Here is an 18,375-nt window from a genome sequence, read left to right on the forward strand (position 1 = left end):
GATAAAAAAAGAAGTCGTTTATACGGCTTCTTTTTTATGTATAATTACTTTTTAGACAACGTAGCTTCTCTCATTTACAATAGTGAGGTGGCTATATTTATGAATGATTGATATAGAGTTAGGAGACTATTAATGTCCGAAAATATTCGAAAAGATATTCACGAAAAAATACAAAATGGCAATTTTAATTGTGAAAAGGAATTGACGCTTTCTATTATTAGCGGGAAGTGGAAAGTTGTGATACTGTGGCATCTTGGTGTGGAAGGGCCTCATCGTTTTAGTGAATTACAACGATTATTTCCAAGCATTTCTCATAAAGTTTTGTCGAACCAATTAAAAGAGTTAATGGAAGATGGGATTGTTGACCGAACGGTATACCCAGAAATTCCTCCGCGAGTAGAGTATTATATGACGGAATTAGGCATGTCGCTTTTACCGATCGTTGAAATGATGTATGATTGGGGAAAAATGCGAATGGAACAAATTCGTAATACGTTAGAGAAGTGAAGATTCCTCCGGAGTGCGGAGGTTTTCTTTTTAGAAAGGTAGGAGTTATATTTGGTTCAAGCTGCATATATTCATATTCCATTTTGTCAGCATATTTGTCACTATTGTGATTTTAATAAAGTGTTTATTGAACGCCAACCGGTCGATCAATATTTAGAGTATTTAGAGAAAGAAATAATAAATACAGTTCAAAAAGTACCGTTTGATAGTATGAAAACGATTTTTGTTGGTGGAGGAACTCCGACAGCGTTAAATATGGAACAGACAAAAAAGTTACTAGATATTATAAACCGTCGCTTACGTCCGTTTGCTCCAAATTGTGAATTAACATTTGAAGCGAATCCAGGTGATTTACCAAAAGAGAAGTTAAATGTATTGCTAGAAGGTGGAGTGAACCGAATTAGTTTTGGTGTGCAAACATTTCGGGATGAGTTGCTTGAGAAAATTGGGCGTAAGCATACGAGGGAAGATGCATTTGTAGCAATTAGAGAAGCGCAGGAAGTGGGCTTTAAAAATATAAATGTAGATATTATTTATGCTCTGCCAGGGCAGACGATAGAAGATGTAAAAGAAACATTAGACATTGCTTTTACGCTTGGTGTACAACATTTCTCAGCATATTCATTAATTGTGGAACCGAAAACTGTGTTTTATAACTTAATGAATAAAGGGAAATTAAGACTTCCAGGTGAAGATCATGAAGCAAAAATGTATGAAATGGTAATGGATGAAATGGAGAAACACGGCTATAGCCAGTATGAAATTAGCAATTTCTCAAAAGGTGATAATGAAAGTAGACACAATCTCACATACTGGAATAATGAGGAGTATTATGGATTTGGAGCTGGAGCGCATAGTTATGTAAATGGAGAACGTATCCAAAATGTAGGGCCGCTCAAGCAATATTTCAATAAAATCGATGAAACTGGATTTCCGTATTTAGATGTTCACGCGGTGACGGAGAAAGAAAGAATGGAAGAAGAGTTGTTCTTAGGACTTCGAAAAACACAAGGTGTATCTAAAATATTGTTTCAAAAGAAATTTAATATGGAGATGAATCAAGTTTTCGCGAAGCAGTTGCAAAAAAATCAAGAACAAGGATTGCTTGAAGAGAAAGATGGATATGTTCGTTTAACGCGAAAAGGAAAATTATTAGGGAATGAAGTATTCCAATCATTTTTGATTGACTAATTAAATGTTCCATAAACGTGAAAAAGTTTCATTATTTCGTGACGTTTCCGTTGACAATTGAATGTCAATTTTGGTAAGTTATTAATAGATTTAGCACTCGAAGACAAAGAGTGCTAACAGAGGTGATGATGAGATGCTTACGGAACGTCAGCTCTTAATTTTACAAACAATTATTGATGACTTTATTGGATCAGCGCAACCTGTTGGGTCGAGGACGTTGGCTAAGAAAGATGAAATTACGTTTAGTTCAGCTACTATTCGAAATGAAATGGCTGATTTAGAGGAACTAGGATTTATTGAGAAAATGCATAGTTCTTCAGGACGTGTTCCTTCTGAAAAAGGATATCGTTTTTATGTAGACCATCTTTTAGCGCCGCAAAACTTACCGAACGATGAAATTGTACAAATTAAAGATTTATTTGCTGAAAGAATTTTTGAAGCGGAAAAGATTGCACAGCAATCTGCTCAAATTTTATCAGAGCTTACGAATTATACGGCCATTGTTCTTGGACCGAAGTTAAGCACAAATAAACTTAAAAACGTACAAATTGTACCGCTTGATCGTCAAACTGCAGTCGCTATTATTGTAACTGATACAGGGCATGTACAAAGCAAAACGATTACCGTTCCGGAATCTGTTGATTTATCAGATTTAGAAAAAATGGTTAATATTTTAAATGAAAAGCTGTCGGGTGTACCAATGGCAGAACTGCATAACAAAATCTTTAAAGAGATTGTTACAGTTTTACGTGGATATGTTCATAATTACGATAGTGCAATAAAAATGTTAGATGGTACATTTCAAGTTCCTTTATCGGAAAAGATATACTTTGGAGGCAAAGCAAATATGCTTTCGCAACCAGAGTTCCATGACATTCACAAAGTAAGATCCTTGCTGACGATGATTGATAATGAAGCCGAGTTTTATGACATTTTGCGTCATAAACAAGTAGGTATTCAAGTGAACATTGGTAGGGAAAACTCTGCGACGGCCATGGAAGATTGCAGTTTAATTTCTGCAACATATTCGATTGGAGAAGAACAGCTTGGAACAATTGCTATTTTAGGTCCGACAAGAATGCAATACTCTCGGGTAATTAGTTTGTTACAGTTATTTACGAGACAATTTACTGATGGACTTAAAAAGTAAATGAGAGTAATACATTCGCTCAAGTAATGAAATTTTCATTGCTGTGTGTAATATATAATGCTTAAGGAATTGTGTTCAGCATAATACCTAATACCTTTTAAGGAGGTGAATATTGTGGAAGAGCGTAACGAACAAGTGGTAGAAGAAGTAAAAGAAGCGCAAGTTGAAGAAGCTGTCACGACAGAAAACAGTGAAAAAACTGTAGAAGAAAAAAGTGAGGCTGCTCTTTTACAAGAAAAAGTAGATGAGTTACAAGCGAAGCTAACGGAAACGGAAGGTCGCACATTACGTCTACAAGCTGATTTTGAAAATTATAAGCGTCGTGTCCAAATGGATAAACAGGCTGCTGAAAAATATAGAGCACAAAGTCTAGTTTCAGATATTTTGCCAGCTCTTGATAATTTTGAGAGAGCGATGCAAGTGGAAGCAACTGATGAGCAAACGAAATCCTTGTTACAAGGTATGGAAATGGTGCATCGTCAATTGCTAGAAGCGTTGACTAAAGAAGGCGTTGAAGCGATTGAAGCTGTTGGTAAACAGTTTGATCCTAATGAACACCAAGCTATTATGCAAGTGGAAGATAGTGAATTTGAATCAAACGCGGTAGTTGAAGAATTCCAAAAAGGTTATAAACTAAAAGACCGTGTGATTCGCCCATCAATGGTAAAAGTAAATCAATAATTTACATAAAAGTAGGAGGATTCGCCATGAGTAAAATTATCGGTATTGACTTAGGTACAACAAACTCTTGTGTAGCTGTTATGGAAGGTGGAGAACCAAAGGTTATCCCAAATCCAGAAGGAAACCGTACAACACCTTCTGTTGTAGCTTTCAAAAATGAAGAGCGTCAAGTTGGGGAAGTTGCAAAGCGTCAAGCAATTACAAACCCAAATACAATCATGTCTGTTAAACGTCATATGGGTACAGACTACAAAGTAGAAGTTGAAGGTAAAGATTATACACCTCAAGAAATTTCTGCAATCATTTTACAAAACTTAAAAGCTTCTGCTGAAGCATACTTAGGTGAAACAGTAACGAAAGCTGTTATTACAGTACCTGCATACTTCAACGATGCAGAACGTCAAGCAACAAAAGATGCTGGTCGTATCGCTGGTTTAGAAGTTGAGCGTATCATTAACGAACCAACAGCAGCAGCGCTTGCTTACGGTTTAGAAAAACAAGATGAAGAGCAAAAAATCTTAGTATATGACTTAGGTGGCGGTACATTTGACGTATCTATCCTTGAGTTAGCAGATGGAACATTCGAAGTTATTTCAACTGCTGGTGACAACCGTCTTGGTGGAGATGACTTTGACCAAGTTATTATTGACCACTTAGTAGCTGAGTTCAAAAAAGAAAATAACATTGACTTAAGCCAAGATAAAATGGCACTTCAACGTTTGAAAGATGCAGCTGAAAAAGCGAAAAAAGATCTTTCTGGCGTAACACAAACACAAATTTCATTACCATTCATTAGTGCTGGAGCTGCTGGTCCATTACACTTAGAATTAACGTTAACAAGAGCGAAATTCGAAGAGATTTCAGCAGGTCTTGTTGAAAGAACGTTAGAGCCAACTCGTCGTGCATTAAAAGACGCTGGTTTTGCTCCAAGCGAATTAGATAAAGTTATCCTTGTTGGTGGATCTACTCGTATCCCAGCTGTACAAGAAGCTATTAAACGTGAAACTGGTAAAGAACCATATAAAGGTGTAAACCCTGATGAAGTTGTAGCATTAGGTGCTGCAGTTCAAGGTGGCGTACTTACTGGTGATGTAGAAGGCGTACTATTATTAGACGTAACTCCACTTTCTTTAGGTATTGAAACTATGGGTGGTGTGTTCACGAAATTAATCGAGCGTAACACTACAATTCCAACAAGTAAGTCACAAGTATTCTCAACAGCTGCTGATAACCAACCGGCAGTAGACATTCACGTATTACAAGGTGAGCGTCCAATGTCAGCTGACAACAAAACATTAGGTCGTTTCCAATTAACAGACCTTCCACCAGCACCACGTGGTATTCCACAAATCGAAGTAACATTCGATATTGATGCGAACGGTATCGTTAACGTACGTGCAAAAGACTTAGGAACAAGCAAAGAGCAAACTATTACAATCCAATCTTCTTCAGGTCTTTCTGATGAAGAAGTAGATCGTATGGTACAAGAAGCGGAAGCAAATGCTGACGCTGACCAAAAACGTAAGGAAGAAGTTGAACTTCGTAACGAAGCTGACCAACTTGTATTCCAAACGGATAAAGTTGTAAAAGATTTAGAAGGTAAAGTGGATGCGGCTGATGTTGCAAAAGCAACAGAAGCGAAAGAAGCATTACAAGCTGCGATCGAGAAGAACGAGCTTGAGGAAATCCGTGCGAAAAAAGACGCTTTACAAGAAATCGTACAACAATTAACTGTTAAATTATACGAGCAAGCTCAAGCAGCTGCAGGGCAAGCAGAAGGTGCACAAGGAGCACAAGATGCTGGCGCGAAGAAAGACAATGTAGTAGACGCTGAGTTCGAAGAAGTAAAAGAAGATAAGTAATATAAATAAGTAAGATGACAAAAAGTCAAAGTCAAGCGTGCCTTGACTTTGGCTTTTTTCACGAATGAAAAGAAAAGTGTGAGGTTCTTAAGTTTTTTACTTTGCATACTGTAAGTGAGGAAACTTTGTTGCAAAGCACTTTCTTTCGGTGTTAAAATTACGTTTATGTGAAAGATTCGGGGGTTGTAAATTTATGAGTAAACGAGACTATTATGAGGTCCTTGGACTTAGCCAGGGTGCTTCAAAAGATGAAATAAAAAAAGCGTATCGTCGTTTGGCTAAAAAATACCATCCAGACGTAAGTAAAGAAGAAAATGCAATTGAAAAGTTTAAAGAAGTACAAGAAGCATACGAAGTATTAAGCGACGATCAAAAGCGCGCGCAATATGATCAATTTGGTCATGCTGGTGCAAATCAAGGTTTCGGTGGCTTTGGCGGCGGAGGAGACTTCGGCGGTGGCTTCGGTTTCGAAGATATCTTTAGTTCGTTCTTTGGCGGCGGTGGCGGTAGACGTCGTGATCCAAATGCTCCGCGTCAAGGTGCTGACTTACAATATCAAGTTACTTTAGAGTTTGAGGAAGCTATTTTTGGTAAAGAATTAAATGTTGAGATTCCGGTAGAAGATCCATGTGATACTTGTAAAGGTAGCGGAGCGAAACCAGGAACTTCAAAAGAAACATGTAAACATTGTTCAGGATCAGGGCAAGTAAGTGTAGAACAAAATACACCATTTGGTCGTATCGTAAACCGTCAAGCTTGTGGTCATTGTTCAGGAACTGGTCAAATGATTAAAGAAAAATGTACGACGTGTCACGGTTCTGGTAAAGTACGTAAACGTAAAAAAATCAATGTTAAAATTCCAGCAGGTATTGATAATGGTCAACAAATTCGTGTATCTGGAAAAGGTGAAGCGGGCGTAAATGGCGGACCGGCAGGAGATTTATATGTTGTTGTTCATGTGAGAAATCATGAATTCTTTGAGCGTGAAGGAGATCACATTATTTGTGAAATGCCATTAACATTTGCGCAAATGGCACTTGGTGCTGAAGTGGAAGTTCCTACTGTTCATGGGAAAGTGAAGCTAAAAATTCCAGCAGGAACACAAACCGGAACAGAATTCCGCTTAAAAGGAAAAGGTGCTCCGAACGTACGTGGATACGGTCAAGGAGATCAATATGTAGTCGTTCGTGTTGTTGTACCGACGAAATTAACTTCACATCAAAAAGAGTTATTACGTGAATTTGCGGGACAAGAAGAGCAGGATGATAGTTTATTTGGAAAGCTTAAACGTGCTTTCAAAGGGGAATAATGGAAATAAAAAATGGAGTTGGTAAATTGTGAAATGGTCAGAAGTTAGTATTCATACAACAGAAGAAGCAGTAGAAGCTGTCTCTCATATTTTACATGAAGCTGGTGCTAGTGGAGTTGCGATTGAGGATCCAGCGGAGTTGACGAAAGAGCGCGAGCAACAATATGGTGAAATTTATGCATTGAACCCAGATGAATATCCGGCGGAAGGTGTATTAATAAAAGCATATTTCCCACAAACGGATTCTTTACAGGAAACGATTGCGGGTGTAAAATCATCTATTGATATGCTTCCATCTTACGACATCGAAATTGGTACTGGAAATATTACCGTTAACGAAGTCAATGAAGAAGATTGGGCTACTGCTTGGAAAAAATATTACCATCCAGTACAAATTTCTGATACATTCACAATTGTGCCGACGTGGGAAGAATATACACCAGCTTCTCCGGAAGAAAAAATTATTGAATTAGATCCAGGTATGGCGTTTGGGACAGGAACTCATCCGACAACAACGATGTGTATTCGTGCTTTAGAAAAAACAGTTCAGCCAGGTGATACTGTCATTGATGTAGGAACAGGTTCTGGTGTACTTAGTATTGCAGCGGCAAAATTAGGTGCGTCTTCTGTTCAAGCGTATGATTTAGATCCGGTTGCAGTGGAAAGTGCAGAAATGAATGTACGTTTAAATAAAACAGATGATATCGTGTCTGTTGGGCAAAATAGTCTTTTAGAAGGTATTGAAGGTCCTGTTGATCTAATCGTAGCTAACTTATTAGCAGAAATTATTCTTTTATTCCCTGAGGATGCAGCAAGAGTTGTGAAGTCGGGCGGATTATTTATTACATCGGGCATTATTGCAGCGAAGGAAAAGATAATTTCTGAAGCGCTAGAAAAAGCTGGATTTACAATTGAAGAAGTATTACGAATGGAAGATTGGGTAGCAATTATTGCACGAAATGCGTAATATAGATTTTAGTTTATAATGAAAAGGGGAGTCTCTCACTATAAGGTGAGGGACTTGCCGTTTGTTATATGAAAAAATGATAACGTTTCGTTCTTTTCGTAAGTGTTGACTTACGAAAGGAACGAAACTCTACTAAGGTGATTATATGCAACGTTATTTTGTAGAAGAGAAATATGTAAATGAGACAAGTATTCGCATTGTAGGTCATGACGTACATCATATCGCAAGAGTGATGCGTATGTCAGCTGGTGATCACATTTATTGCTGTGTAAACGGAAAAACAGCAGTATGTTCAATTGATGAAATTACCAGTGAATTTATTAATACGGCTATTGTAGAATGGGTAGAGGCGTCAAGTGAACTTCCTGTTTTCGTGACGATTGCAAGTGGACTGCCAAAAGGAGACAAGCTAGAGTTAATTTTCCAAAAAGGAACTGAGCTTGGGGCGGCCGCATTTTTACCATTTCAAGCATCTCGCTCTATTGTAAAATGGGATGCGAAAAAAGCTGATAAAAAAGTTGAGCGTTTAAGAAAAATTGTGAAAGAAGCTGCGGAACAATCGCATAGAAGCGAAATTCCAGAAGTGCATGCTCCGGCATCATTTAAGCAATTGCTTTCAATGAGCAATGAGTATGATGTATGTCTTGTTGCGTACGAAGAGGAAGCAAAACAAGGTGAGAAATCCAATTTTGCTAAAGCTTTAACGACGATGAAACCAGGCCAAAAACTATTGATTGTATTTGGACCAGAAGGTGGTTTAGCGGAGGAAGAGATTACTACGCTTAGTGAACATAAATTTGTACCATGTAGTTTAGGACCAAGAATTTTAAGAACAGAAACGGCGCCGTTATATGCGTTAAGTGCTGCTTCGTATCATTTTGAATTGATGGGGTGATGATCAATGTCAACTGTTGCGTTCCATACGTTAGGTTGTAAAGTAAACCACTATGAAACAGAGGCCATTTGGCAATTGTTTAAACAAGGTGGATATGAAAGAACTGAATATGAAAAGAAAGCTGATGTATATGTTATTAATACGTGTACAGTAACGAATACGGGGGATAAGAAAAGCCGTCAAGTTATTAGACGTGCTGTTCGTCAAAATCCGGATGCGGTTATTTGTGTAACGGGATGTTATGCACAAACATCTCCAGCGGAAATTATGGCGATTCCAGGTGTAGATATTGTAGTTGGTACACAGGATCGTGAAAAGATGTTAGGATACATTGAAGAATTCCGCAAAGAGCGTCAACCAATTAATGCGGTCCGCAACATTATGAAAACACGTGTATACGAAGAACTGGATGTACCTTATTTCACGGATCGTACACGTGCATCTTTAAAAATACAAGAAGGTTGTAATAATTTCTGTACATTCTGTATTATTCCTTGGGCACGTGGTTTAATGCGTTCTCGTGATGGAAAAGAAGTTATTAAACAAGCGCAGCAATTAGTAGATGCAGGTTATAAAGAAATCGTATTAACAGGTATTCATACAGGTGGGTACGGTGAAGATATTAAAGATTATAACTTAGCTGGATTACTTCGTGATATGGAAGCGGAAGTAGGCGGATTAAAACGTCTTCGTATTTCTTCTATTGAAGCGAGTCAGATTTCAGATGAAGTAATTGAAGTGTTAGATAAGTCTGAAGTAGTTGTACGCCACTTGCACATTCCATTGCAATCTGGATCTAATACTGTATTAAAGCGTATGCGTCGTAAGTATACGATGGAATTTTTCCAAGAGCGTTTAGATCGATTGAAAGAAGCGTTACCAGGCCTTGCGATTACATCGGATGTAATTGTTGGTTTCCCAGGTGAAACAGAAGAAGAATTCATGGAAACATACAATTTCATTAAAGAGAATCGCTTCTCTGAGTTACACGTATTCCCTTACTCGAAGCGTACAGGAACACCTGCAGCGCGTATGGAAGATCAAGTTCCTGAAGATGTGAAGAATGATCGTGTTCATCGTTTAATTGAATTATCTAACCAATTAGCGAAAGAGTATGCGTCACAGTTTGAAGGGGAAGTGCTTGAGATCATTCCGGAAGAGCAATTTAAAGAGGGCGACCGTAAAGGGTTATATGTAGGCTATACGGATAACTACTTAAAAATTGTATTTGAAGGATCAGAAGAGTTAATTGGTAAGCTAGTGAAAGTGAAAATTACGAAAGCTGGTTATCCATATAACGAAGCGCAATTTGTTCGTGTTCTTGAAGATGATGTAAAAAAAGAATCAGCAAGCGCATAAAATGAAACTTTAATCAGTGGGGTTTTTGTTCCTCCCCACTAATTATCAGCCGGATTCCTACCTAAGTTCTTTGCTTGTGCTGAATTTTGAGGTGGGGGGGCTTACTGCCCGGCAAATAGCGGAATAAAAAAAGCATGCAAACGGAAACGATTTGCATGCTTTCTTTTTTTCGTGGAGAAGTTAAGTACTGAAAAAGGCAGGTACGTCGAATGAGTAGTTGTTTCGTACATTCCTGCATTAAAAAAGATGTAATGATAAAAATATAGTTGTCTTCAGGGGAAATGGATAATAGCTATCTACGTAGCTTTTGAACAGGAAAGGGCATCTATTCTTCTTTTATTCTGCCAAATAGTTGACCTGAAGTGATAAAATGTATTATAATCGTAAAAGACATGCTGAAGAAGGGTTTCTTTTTGCATGCTGAAATTAGTATGTAAGTGTGATGTTTCGGAGGGAGGGAAAGAGAATGTCAAAAACAGTCGTTCGTAAAAACGAGTCTTTGGAGGATGCACTTCGCCGTTTTAAAAGATCGGTTTCTAAAACTGGTACACTTGCTGAAGCAAGAAAGCGCGAGTTTTATGAAAAACCAAGTGTAAAACGTAAGAAGAAATCTGAAGCGGCAAGAAAGCGTAAATTCTAAGAGAGGGTGTAAGTGATGAGTCTTCTCGGTCGTTTAAACGATGATATGAAACAAGCGATGAAGAATAAACAAAAAGAAAAATTAACCGTTATTCGTATGGTTAAGGCTGCTTTACAAAATGAAGGTATTAAACTGCAACATACTCTTACTGAAGAAGAGGAATTAACAGTTTTAGCTCGTGAAGTAAAACAGTATAAGGACTCCCTCCTTGAATTTAAAAAAGCTGGTCGTGAAGACCTTGTTAATAAACTGCAAAGTGAAATTCAGATTTTAAGCGCATATTTGCCGGAGCAATTAACAGAAGAAGAACTAGCGAATGTAATTAAGCAAGTTATTTCTGAAGTTGGTGCAACTTCTAAAGCAGATATGGGTAAGGTGATGACTGCTGTTATGCCGAAAGTAAAAGGTAAAACAGACGGATCACTTGTGAATAAGTTGGTTATCCAGCTATTAGCATAAAAAAACGTCTCATTTCGTATGAGACGTTTTTTTATGCTTTTTTTCAGTTTGGACGTGATATTACAAGCTCTTTTTTCATACATATGGGATGAGAGGGGGTCTTTTGAGATGAAAAAATTAGAACAAATGAAGAATTGGTTAACAAAGCAAATAGACCTGCCAGTGGATGTGCTAATGGATCTACCTCGGATCACGCTTGTTGGGCAAGTGCATATCTATATAGAAAATCATCGGGGTTTATTAGTGTTTTCAGATAAAGAAGTAAGATTGTTATTAAAGCACGGTCAATTATTAATTAAAGGGCAATCCTTTATTATTAAAACAATCCTTCCAGAAGAACTTTTGCTTGAAGGAATAATTGAGCAAGTGACATTTTTAGAAAACGAAAAAAAAGAGGAGTGAGGGAAACTTCCATATGTGAAGTTTTTCTTCGTTATTTTCGTGATTCGACCTTACTATTCAGTTTATCTCGCTATTTATGGGTGGTAGAACTCTTTATTTCATTTTCGTACGAGCTATTTTGCTAATTAAAGTGAAAAAAGTAGTGTGTATACTTTTGGAAAGGTAGTGGAGATAGTAGATGAAAAATAAATGGTTTATAAAGTGGCTTGGATATGTAAAAGTACGAATTGAAGGTAGAGGTGCAGAACGGTTCGTTAACGAATGTGTACGTAGAAAATTATTAGTTTGGGATGTTAAGAAAATTGCTGATGAAACGTTAGTTTTTTGTATGTTATTACGAGATGTGAAGAAAATAAAACCAATTTATAGAAAAAATGAATGTAAATTATATTTTATTGGGCGTTACGGTTTTCCTTTTTTGAATAAGCGTTTAATTAAAAATAGTGGATTCTTAATTGGTTTTTTAATTTTCTTTTTTGGCATGATTGCATTATCCAATATGGTTTGGAAAATTGAAATTACAGGAGCGAAACCTGAAACAGAATATATATTGATGAAAGAATTGGACAAAATGGGTATTAAAAAAGGAAAATTACAATTCCAAATGCCTAATGTAGAAGATGTACAACGTCATTTGACAGACAATATTAATGCGATTACTTGGGCGGGATTAGAAATAAGAGGAACGACGTACCATTTTAAAATTGTTGAAAAAAACGAGCCGAAAAAAGAAAAGGAACAAAGACCGCAAAATTTAGTTGCAAAAAAAGAAGCGATTGTGACAAAAACATTTGTTGAAGTAGGAAAACCAGTTGTCTTGAAAAATGACCATGTCGAAAAAGGACAGCTTCTCGTATCAGGGATATACGGTAATGAGGAGAGTCCGACGATTGTTTCGGCGAAAGGTATTGTATATGGAGAAACGTGGTACACATCTGAGGTGAGTGTACCACTAAAGACGCAATTTCAAGTATATACTGGCAATGCGTATAATGAGCATTACCTTACATTTGGGAGTGCGAAAATAAAAATATGGGGATTTCAACATGATAAGTATAAACGCTCTCGTACTGAAAGTGTAAAACACGATGTGAAACTATTTGGTTTTACACTGCCGATCGCGTATGAAAAAGATATTGTACGAGAAGAGGAAGAAGCGAATCGGGAATATACAGAAAAACAGGCAATGAAAGTAGCGAAAGAGATGGCTGAAAAAGAACTAAAGAAAAAATTGGATGAACATGCTATGATTGTAAGTGATAAGATTTTGAGTAAAGAGGTTGAGGCGGATCAACTAAAAGTCACATTGCATTATACTGTGATCGAAAATATTGCAGAGCCACAACCAATATCCGAATCCGATATTCAAGGAGACTGAGTAATGGCAGAACAATTAGTAGAAATGAACCAACAATTGGAAAATGCTAACGAAGCAATCGCTCTTTTTGGAGTCAATGATGCTCATTTGAAAGTAATTGAACGGGAATTGAATGTATCGATTGTAACTAGAGGTGAAACTGTTCATGCATCTGGAGCAGTTGAAACTGTGACACTCGTAGAAAAAATCTTACAGCAATTACTTGTTGTTATTCGAAAAGGTATATCAATTACTGAAAGAGATGTTGCGTATGCAATTCAGCTCGCACAACAAGGGAAAATTGCTCAATTTGAAGAATTATATGAAGAAGAAATCTTTAAAACGGCAAAAGGTAAATCCATTCGTGTAAAAACAATGGGGCAAAGAAGATATATTCATGCAATGAAGAAGAATGATATTGTATTTGGAATGGGACCTGCTGGGACTGGGAAAACATACTTAGCTGTAGTAATGGCTGTGAGAGCTTTAAAGCAAGGGTATGTAAAGAAAATTATTTTAACGAGACCGGCTGTAGAAGCTGGAGAAAGTTTAGGTTTTTTACCAGGAGATTTGAAAGAGAAGGTAGATCCGTATTTACGTCCATTGTATGATGCTTTGCACGATATTCTTGGACAAGAATATACGCAACGTATGATGGAGCGAGGGGTAATTGAAATTGCACCTCTTGCTTATATGAGAGGGCGTACGCTCGATGATTCATTTGTTATTTTAGATGAAGCGCAAAATACAACGGGTGCACAAATAAAAATGTTTTTAACTAGATTAGGTTTTAGTTCTAAAATGGTTATTACGGGGGACCCTTCACAAGTAGACTTACCAAAAGGGGTAAAATCAGGGCTTTCGCTAGCTTCTAACATTTTATCTGGTGTATCAGGTCTTTCATTCATTACATTAGAACAAACGGACGTTGTGAGGCATCCGCTGGTGCAACGTATTATTGAGGCATATGATAAAATGGAATGATCCTATTTGTCAGGATCATTTCTTTTTGTATTAAGGTTGGCGAACGGCATATTTTTTACTATCATAAAAGATAAGAGAAATAAACTATAGGTGCTGGTGTATCAAAATGTTACTTAAAAGTATTGTTGGCTAGAAGAAATGAAAGCTATAAATAGTTTCACTTTATTTCTGGAGAGGAGAAGGTATTGAAATCATGTTAAGATCTGAAGAAATTTCTAAGTGGTTTCGTAATTTACAACATTCGAAAAAACTAAGTTGGATTTCTTACGTTTTATTAGGAGCAGTGCTGTTTTTTGCACTTATGAATAATGTAAAACCAGAGCAATTAGATGTTGATATGTATTCTATTGCAAAAAAAACAATTCATTCTCCTATTAAAATTGAAGATAAGGTTATAACGGACAGAAAAAAACAAGAGGCCGCTCAAAAAGTTGGAGATCAATATACATATAGAAGTGAATATAAACAAAATAGAGTAGATATTGTAAATGATGTTTTTGCTAAGGTAAATGAAGCAATTCAAGAGATGAAAGCTGCTGGACCTGAAGAGCAAAAAAAGATGACCGATGCAAATAAATTAGAAAAATTGAAGAAGAAGTTGCCATCTAATTTAACAAAGGAATTATCTGATGAGAATTTATTATATTTTATTAATGCAGAACCGGATCAATTAGAATTAGCAAAGAACGCGGCTCTAACGTCTATTAGTGTTATTATGGGTGGAAATATTAAAATGTCCGAAGAAATAGCAGCAAAAGAGCGATTTGTTAATGAAATGAAAAGCCTCAATGTGAATAGTGGATTGAAGGAAGCTGTGAACGCGCTAGGATCATATGCGATTACAGCAAATTATTTTTATGATCCGGCTGTAACGAAAGAGAAGAAGAAAGCGGAAGAAGATTTAATTCCACCTGTTTATATTCTTCAAGGACAAGTTATTGTTAGAGAAGGTGAAACAATTTCAAGTGATATGTATAATCAGTTGAAATTAGTCGGTTTATTAGAGAAAGGTAATAGTTTTCAGCCTTATGTTGGATTAGCAGTGCTCATTGGTGTGTTACTGTACTTTATGCATAAGCAGTTTGAAGTATTTTTACAGCGTAAAAGAGAAGATAGACCGTATATTTTAGCGTATATTACAATTTTATCTATCACGATTGTTTTAATGAAAACGATTAGTTTGTTTCAAAAGCTTGAATATGCAGGAATTGCGTATGTTGTCCCGGTTGCGATGGGAACAATACTTGTAAAACTAATGATTGGCGACCGATTTGTATTTTTAACAAGTATGATTTTTTCTGTGTGCGGAAGTATTATGTTTAATGAAGGGGTAACAAGTACACTGAATTATAGTGTAGGTATTTATGTGTTGTTAAGTTCATTATCAGTAAGCATTTTCTTAAGAGAAAAAAATCGTCGTACGATGATTTTGCAAGCTGGTATACTCGTTTCTATCTTAAATGTGGTCGTCTTAGCGGCGTTATTATTATTACGTAATGGGAATTTTTCACCTCTTGAAATTGGAACGCAATTATTGATGGCTTCCGTTTCAGGAATTATCTCATCCGTTTTGGCTATGGGGATATTACCATATTTAGAGAGTGGACTTGGAATTGTATCAAGCATGAAGCTTATGGAACTATCAAGTCCGAATCATCCGCTTTTACGTAGAATTTTGTTAGAAGCGCCAGGAACGTATCACCACAGTGTAATGGTAGCGAATCTTTCTGAGGCAGCGTGTGAAGCGGTTGGAGCAAATGGTGTATTAGCACGTGTAGGGGCGTATTATCATGATGTAGGAAAAACAGTACAACCGCAATTCTTTATTGAAAACCAGATGGGAATTGAAAATCCACATGATAAATTAGATCCTGTGACGAGTAAAGATATTATCATTGCTCATGTAACAGATGGAGTCAGAATGCTCGAAGAATACCATATTCCGCAAGAAATTATCGATATTGCTGGACAACACCATGGTACAACATTACTTAAATATTTTTATTATAAGGCGATTAAAGAAGATAAAGAAAAATATACAGAAGAGATGTTTCGCTATCCAGGATCAAAAGCAACTTCTAAAGAGTCGGCAATTGTTGGTATTGCTGATAGTGTTGAGGCGGCAGTACGTTCTATGAATCACCCAACGCCAGATCAAATTAATAATTTAGTACAAAGTATTATTAAAGATCGCCTGCAAGATGGGCAATTTAGTGAATGTGATTTGACGTTTAAGGAACTACAAATCGTTGGAAAAACGTTATGTGAAACGTTAAATGGTATTTTCCATTCGCGTATTACATATCCGGAACCACCGGAAGAGAAGGAGAAAGAATGAGTTTATTAATTGATTTCATTGATGAAACAGAAGAAGTGAAAGAAGAATATGTGAATTTAATTCGTGAGATATTAGAAAAAGCAGCTCAAATGGAAAAAATAGAGGATGGTGCGGAGTTATCAGTGACATTTGTAGATAACGAACGCATTCGCGAGATTAATCGTGATTACCGAGATAAGGATCAGCCTACTGATGTCATTTCCTTTGCTATGGAAGAAATGGGAGAAGGAGAAATGGAAATTGTAGGTGCAGAGATGCCTCGTATGTTAGGTGACCTTATTATTTCTATTCCGAGAGCGAAAGAACAAGCTGAAGAGTATGGACATTCTTTTGATCGTGAACTTGGCTTTTTAGCGTTACATGGCTTTTTACATTTACTTGGTTATGACCACATGACAGAAGAGGATGAAAAAGAAATGTTTGGAAGACAAAAAGAAATTTTAGAGGCATTTGGATTAGGTCGATGAAAAAAGGAAAACTTATAAATAGTTTTGGATATGCTATAGCAGGTATATTCTTTTGTCTTCGTCATGAACGCAATATGAAAATTCATTATGTAGCCGCAGTCATTGTTATATGCTGCGGCTTTTATTTCCATATTACGAAAGTAGAGTGGATGGTATTACTTATTGTAATAGGAATTGTAATGAGTTTAGAGATGGTAAATACGGCTGTGGAAAAAACAGTAGATTTAGCGACTACCGATATACATCCGTTTGCGAAAATTGCAAAGGATGTCGCAGCCGGATCGGTTTTATTGTTTGCGATAATAGCCGTTATAATTGGTGCTATTATCTTTTTGCCGTATGTGGTATAGTTGCATTCCAAAGCTTTTATGAAGCTTTGAAAGTGCCGTAAAGGCCTTTAATGAGAGAGTGTATCTATTCACAGCTGTGGACAGGAAGGATGCGGGAATATGAATAGTAAACAATTAATTCAAGAAGCAATCGAAGCGCGTAAACAAGCGTACGTACCATATTCTAAATTTCAAGTAGGTGCAGCATTATTAACACAGGATGGAAAAGTATATCGTGGATGTAATGTTGAGAATGCATCATATGGCTTATGTAACTGTGCAGAAAGAACAGCTTTATTTAAGGCGGTTTCTGAAGGAGATAAAGAGTTTGTAGCTATCGCGATTGTGGCGGATACAAAGCGTCCAGTACCTCCTTGTGGAGCATGTCGACAAGTTATGGTAGAATTATGTAAACAGGATACGAAAGTATACCTATCAAATTTACATGGTGACGTTCAAGAGACGACAGTCGGAGAATTGTTACCAGGAGCATTTTTAGCGGAGGATTTACATGAATAGAAAAGGTTATAAATCAGGTTTTGTCTCTATTATTGGCAGACCGAATGTTGGGAAATCTACATTTTTAAATCGTATTATCGGCCAGAAAATTGCCATTATGAGTGATAAGCCACAAACAACTCGTAATAAAATTCAAGGCGTATATACAGAAAATGATTCACAAGTAATTTTTATTGATACACCAGGAATACATAAACCTAAACATAAATTAGGCGACTTCATGGTGAAGATGGCTCAAACGACATTAAAAGAAGTTGATATTGTTCTGTTTATGGTCAATGCAGTTGAAGGATTTGGTCGCGGTGAGGAATTCATTATTGAGAAATTAAAAGAAACGAAACAACCAGTATTTTTAGTAATTAATAAAATTGACCAACTTCATCCAGAGCAATTATTAGAGTTAATTGATCAATACCGTAAACTATATGAGTTTGCAGAGATTGTACCAATTTCTGCATTAGACGGTAATAATGTGGATGCTTTAATTGGAACAATTAAAAAGTATTTACCAGAAGGACCGCAATACTACCCAGATAATCAAGTAACGGATCATCCAGAGCGATTTATTATTTCAGAGCTTATTCGTGAAAAAGTATTACATTTAACACGTGAAGAAGTGCCGCACTCTGTAGCGGTTGTTATTGATGCAATTCAAAAACGTGAGGGCGGAGCGGTTTATATAAACGCAACGATTGTTGTTGAACGTGCATCACAAAAAGGAATTATTATAGGTAAGCAAGGAAAGATGTTAAAAGAAGTCGGTAAGCGAGCTCGTTTTGACATTGAAGCATTACTTGGTTCTAAAGTATTTTTAGAAGTATGGGTAAAAGTGCAAAAAGATTGGCGTAATAAAATGTCTCAGCTTCGTGACCTTGGTTTCCGCGAAGACGAGTACTAAAATAGAGTAAATCTGTAATCAGCGGATGTTTTGTTCATCCGCTGATTATTGGTTTTTATGA

At 36.7% G+C, this 18,375-nt stretch carries 19 protein-coding genes; all 19 read left to right on the forward strand.

What is annotated here, in order from left to right; translation table 11 throughout:
- Positions 1 to 132 precede the first annotated feature (132 nt).
- The 19 genes from RBB48_RS01815 to era all read left to right on the forward strand — a co-directional run bounded on the left by RBB48_RS01815 (position 133) and on the right by era (position 18,314).
- Positions 133 to 507 (forward strand): winged helix-turn-helix transcriptional regulator, encoded by a 375-nt coding sequence (locus RBB48_RS01815; protein ID WP_001293536.1) that lies wholly within the window; start codon positions 133 to 135, stop codon positions 505 to 507.
- Positions 508 to 558: 51 nt separating this feature from the next.
- Positions 559 to 1,698, forward strand: a complete 1,140-nt coding sequence (gene hemW / locus RBB48_RS01820) for a radical SAM family heme chaperone HemW (RefSeq protein ID WP_000249446.1) — start codon at positions 559 to 561, stop codon at positions 1,696 to 1,698.
- A 133-nt stretch (positions 1,699 to 1,831) separates the two neighbouring features.
- On the forward strand, positions 1,832 to 2,848 hold the full coding sequence (hrcA, locus tag RBB48_RS01825; protein ID WP_306007345.1) for a heat-inducible transcriptional repressor HrcA: 1,017 nt from the start codon (positions 1,832 to 1,834) through the stop codon (positions 2,846 to 2,848).
- Between the two features lie 114 nt (positions 2,849 to 2,962).
- Positions 2,963 to 3,529, forward strand: a complete 567-nt coding sequence (gene grpE, locus RBB48_RS01830) for a nucleotide exchange factor GrpE (protein WP_000392716.1) — start codon at positions 2,963 to 2,965, stop codon at positions 3,527 to 3,529.
- 26 nt (positions 3,530 to 3,555) lie between these two features.
- Positions 3,556 to 5,391: a chaperone protein DnaK gene (gene dnaK, locus RBB48_RS01835; RefSeq protein ID WP_306007346.1), complete on the forward strand. Its 1,836-nt coding sequence runs from the start codon at positions 3,556 to 3,558 to the stop codon at positions 5,389 to 5,391.
- Between the two features lie 193 nt (positions 5,392 to 5,584).
- On the forward strand, positions 5,585 to 6,700 hold the full coding sequence (dnaJ, locus tag RBB48_RS01840; RefSeq protein WP_000043954.1) for a chaperone protein DnaJ: 1,116 nt from the start codon (positions 5,585 to 5,587) through the stop codon (positions 6,698 to 6,700).
- Between the two features lie 28 nt (positions 6,701 to 6,728).
- Positions 6,729 to 7,667, forward strand: a complete 939-nt coding sequence (gene prmA / locus RBB48_RS01845; protein WP_000872122.1) for a 50S ribosomal protein L11 methyltransferase — start codon at positions 6,729 to 6,731, stop codon at positions 7,665 to 7,667.
- 145 nt (positions 7,668 to 7,812) lie between these two features.
- Positions 7,813 to 8,562 carry a 16S rRNA (uracil(1498)-N(3))-methyltransferase gene (locus tag RBB48_RS01850; protein WP_306007347.1) on the forward strand — a complete coding sequence of 250 codons (750 nt, stop codon included), beginning with the start codon at positions 7,813 to 7,815 and terminating at the stop codon, positions 8,560 to 8,562.
- 6 nt (positions 8,563 to 8,568) lie between these two features.
- Positions 8,569 to 9,921: a tRNA (N(6)-L-threonylcarbamoyladenosine(37)-C(2))-methylthiotransferase MtaB gene (gene mtaB / locus RBB48_RS01855; RefSeq protein WP_000108688.1), complete on the forward strand. Its 1,353-nt coding sequence runs from the start codon at positions 8,569 to 8,571 to the stop codon at positions 9,919 to 9,921.
- A gap of 466 nt (positions 9,922 to 10,387) precedes the next feature.
- Positions 10,388 to 10,561, forward strand: coding sequence for a 30S ribosomal protein S21 (rpsU, locus tag RBB48_RS01860; RefSeq protein ID WP_000048061.1), 174 nt, complete (start codon positions 10,388 to 10,390; stop codon positions 10,559 to 10,561).
- 15 nt (positions 10,562 to 10,576) lie between these two features.
- A complete protein-coding gene (locus tag RBB48_RS01865) occupies positions 10,577 to 11,020 on the forward strand; it encodes a GatB/YqeY domain-containing protein (protein WP_000054579.1) in 444 nt (147 codons plus the stop codon).
- Positions 11,021 to 11,128: 108 nt separating this feature from the next.
- Entirely contained in the window at positions 11,129 to 11,422 is a 294-nt protein-coding gene (gene yqfC / locus RBB48_RS01870; RefSeq protein ID WP_000732264.1) for a sporulation protein YqfC, read from the forward strand.
- Between the two features lie 178 nt (positions 11,423 to 11,600).
- Positions 11,601 to 12,800: a sporulation protein YqfD gene (yqfD, locus tag RBB48_RS01875; RefSeq protein WP_000792473.1), complete on the forward strand. Its 1,200-nt coding sequence runs from the start codon at positions 11,601 to 11,603 to the stop codon at positions 12,798 to 12,800.
- A 3-nt stretch (positions 12,801 to 12,803) separates the two neighbouring features.
- On the forward strand, positions 12,804 to 13,763 hold the full coding sequence (locus RBB48_RS01880) for a PhoH family protein (protein ID WP_000840500.1): 960 nt from the start codon (positions 12,804 to 12,806) through the stop codon (positions 13,761 to 13,763).
- Positions 13,764 to 13,956: 193 nt separating this feature from the next.
- Entirely contained in the window at positions 13,957 to 16,101 is a 2,145-nt protein-coding gene (locus RBB48_RS01885; protein ID WP_048541521.1) for an HD family phosphohydrolase, read from the forward strand.
- On the forward strand, positions 16,098 to 16,568 hold the full coding sequence (gene ybeY, locus RBB48_RS01890; RefSeq protein WP_000054689.1) for an rRNA maturation RNase YbeY: 471 nt from the start codon (positions 16,098 to 16,100) through the stop codon (positions 16,566 to 16,568). Before RBB48_RS01885 ends, ybeY begins: the two co-directional genes overlap by 4 nt.
- A complete protein-coding gene (locus RBB48_RS01895; RefSeq protein ID WP_000715485.1) occupies positions 16,565 to 16,918 on the forward strand; it encodes a diacylglycerol kinase family protein in 354 nt (117 codons plus the stop codon). Before ybeY ends, RBB48_RS01895 begins: the two co-directional genes overlap by 4 nt.
- Before the next feature lie 99 nt (positions 16,919 to 17,017).
- Positions 17,018 to 17,416 (forward strand): cytidine deaminase, encoded by a 399-nt coding sequence (locus RBB48_RS01900; protein ID WP_001086294.1) that lies wholly within the window; start codon positions 17,018 to 17,020, stop codon positions 17,414 to 17,416.
- The gene (gene era, locus RBB48_RS01905) at positions 17,409 to 18,314 is read left to right on the forward strand and encodes a GTPase Era (protein ID WP_001080239.1); all 906 of its coding nucleotides are present in this window, start codon (positions 17,409 to 17,411) and stop codon (positions 18,312 to 18,314) included. Before RBB48_RS01900 ends, era begins: the two co-directional genes overlap by 8 nt.
- The last annotated feature ends 61 nt before the right edge of the window (positions 18,315 to 18,375 follow it).

Origin of the sequence: Bacillus sp. MMSF_3353 (genome assembly GCF_030733445.1) — a bacterium.
Lineage (GTDB): Bacteria > Bacillota > Bacilli > Bacillales > Bacillaceae_G > Bacillus_A > Bacillus_A wiedmannii.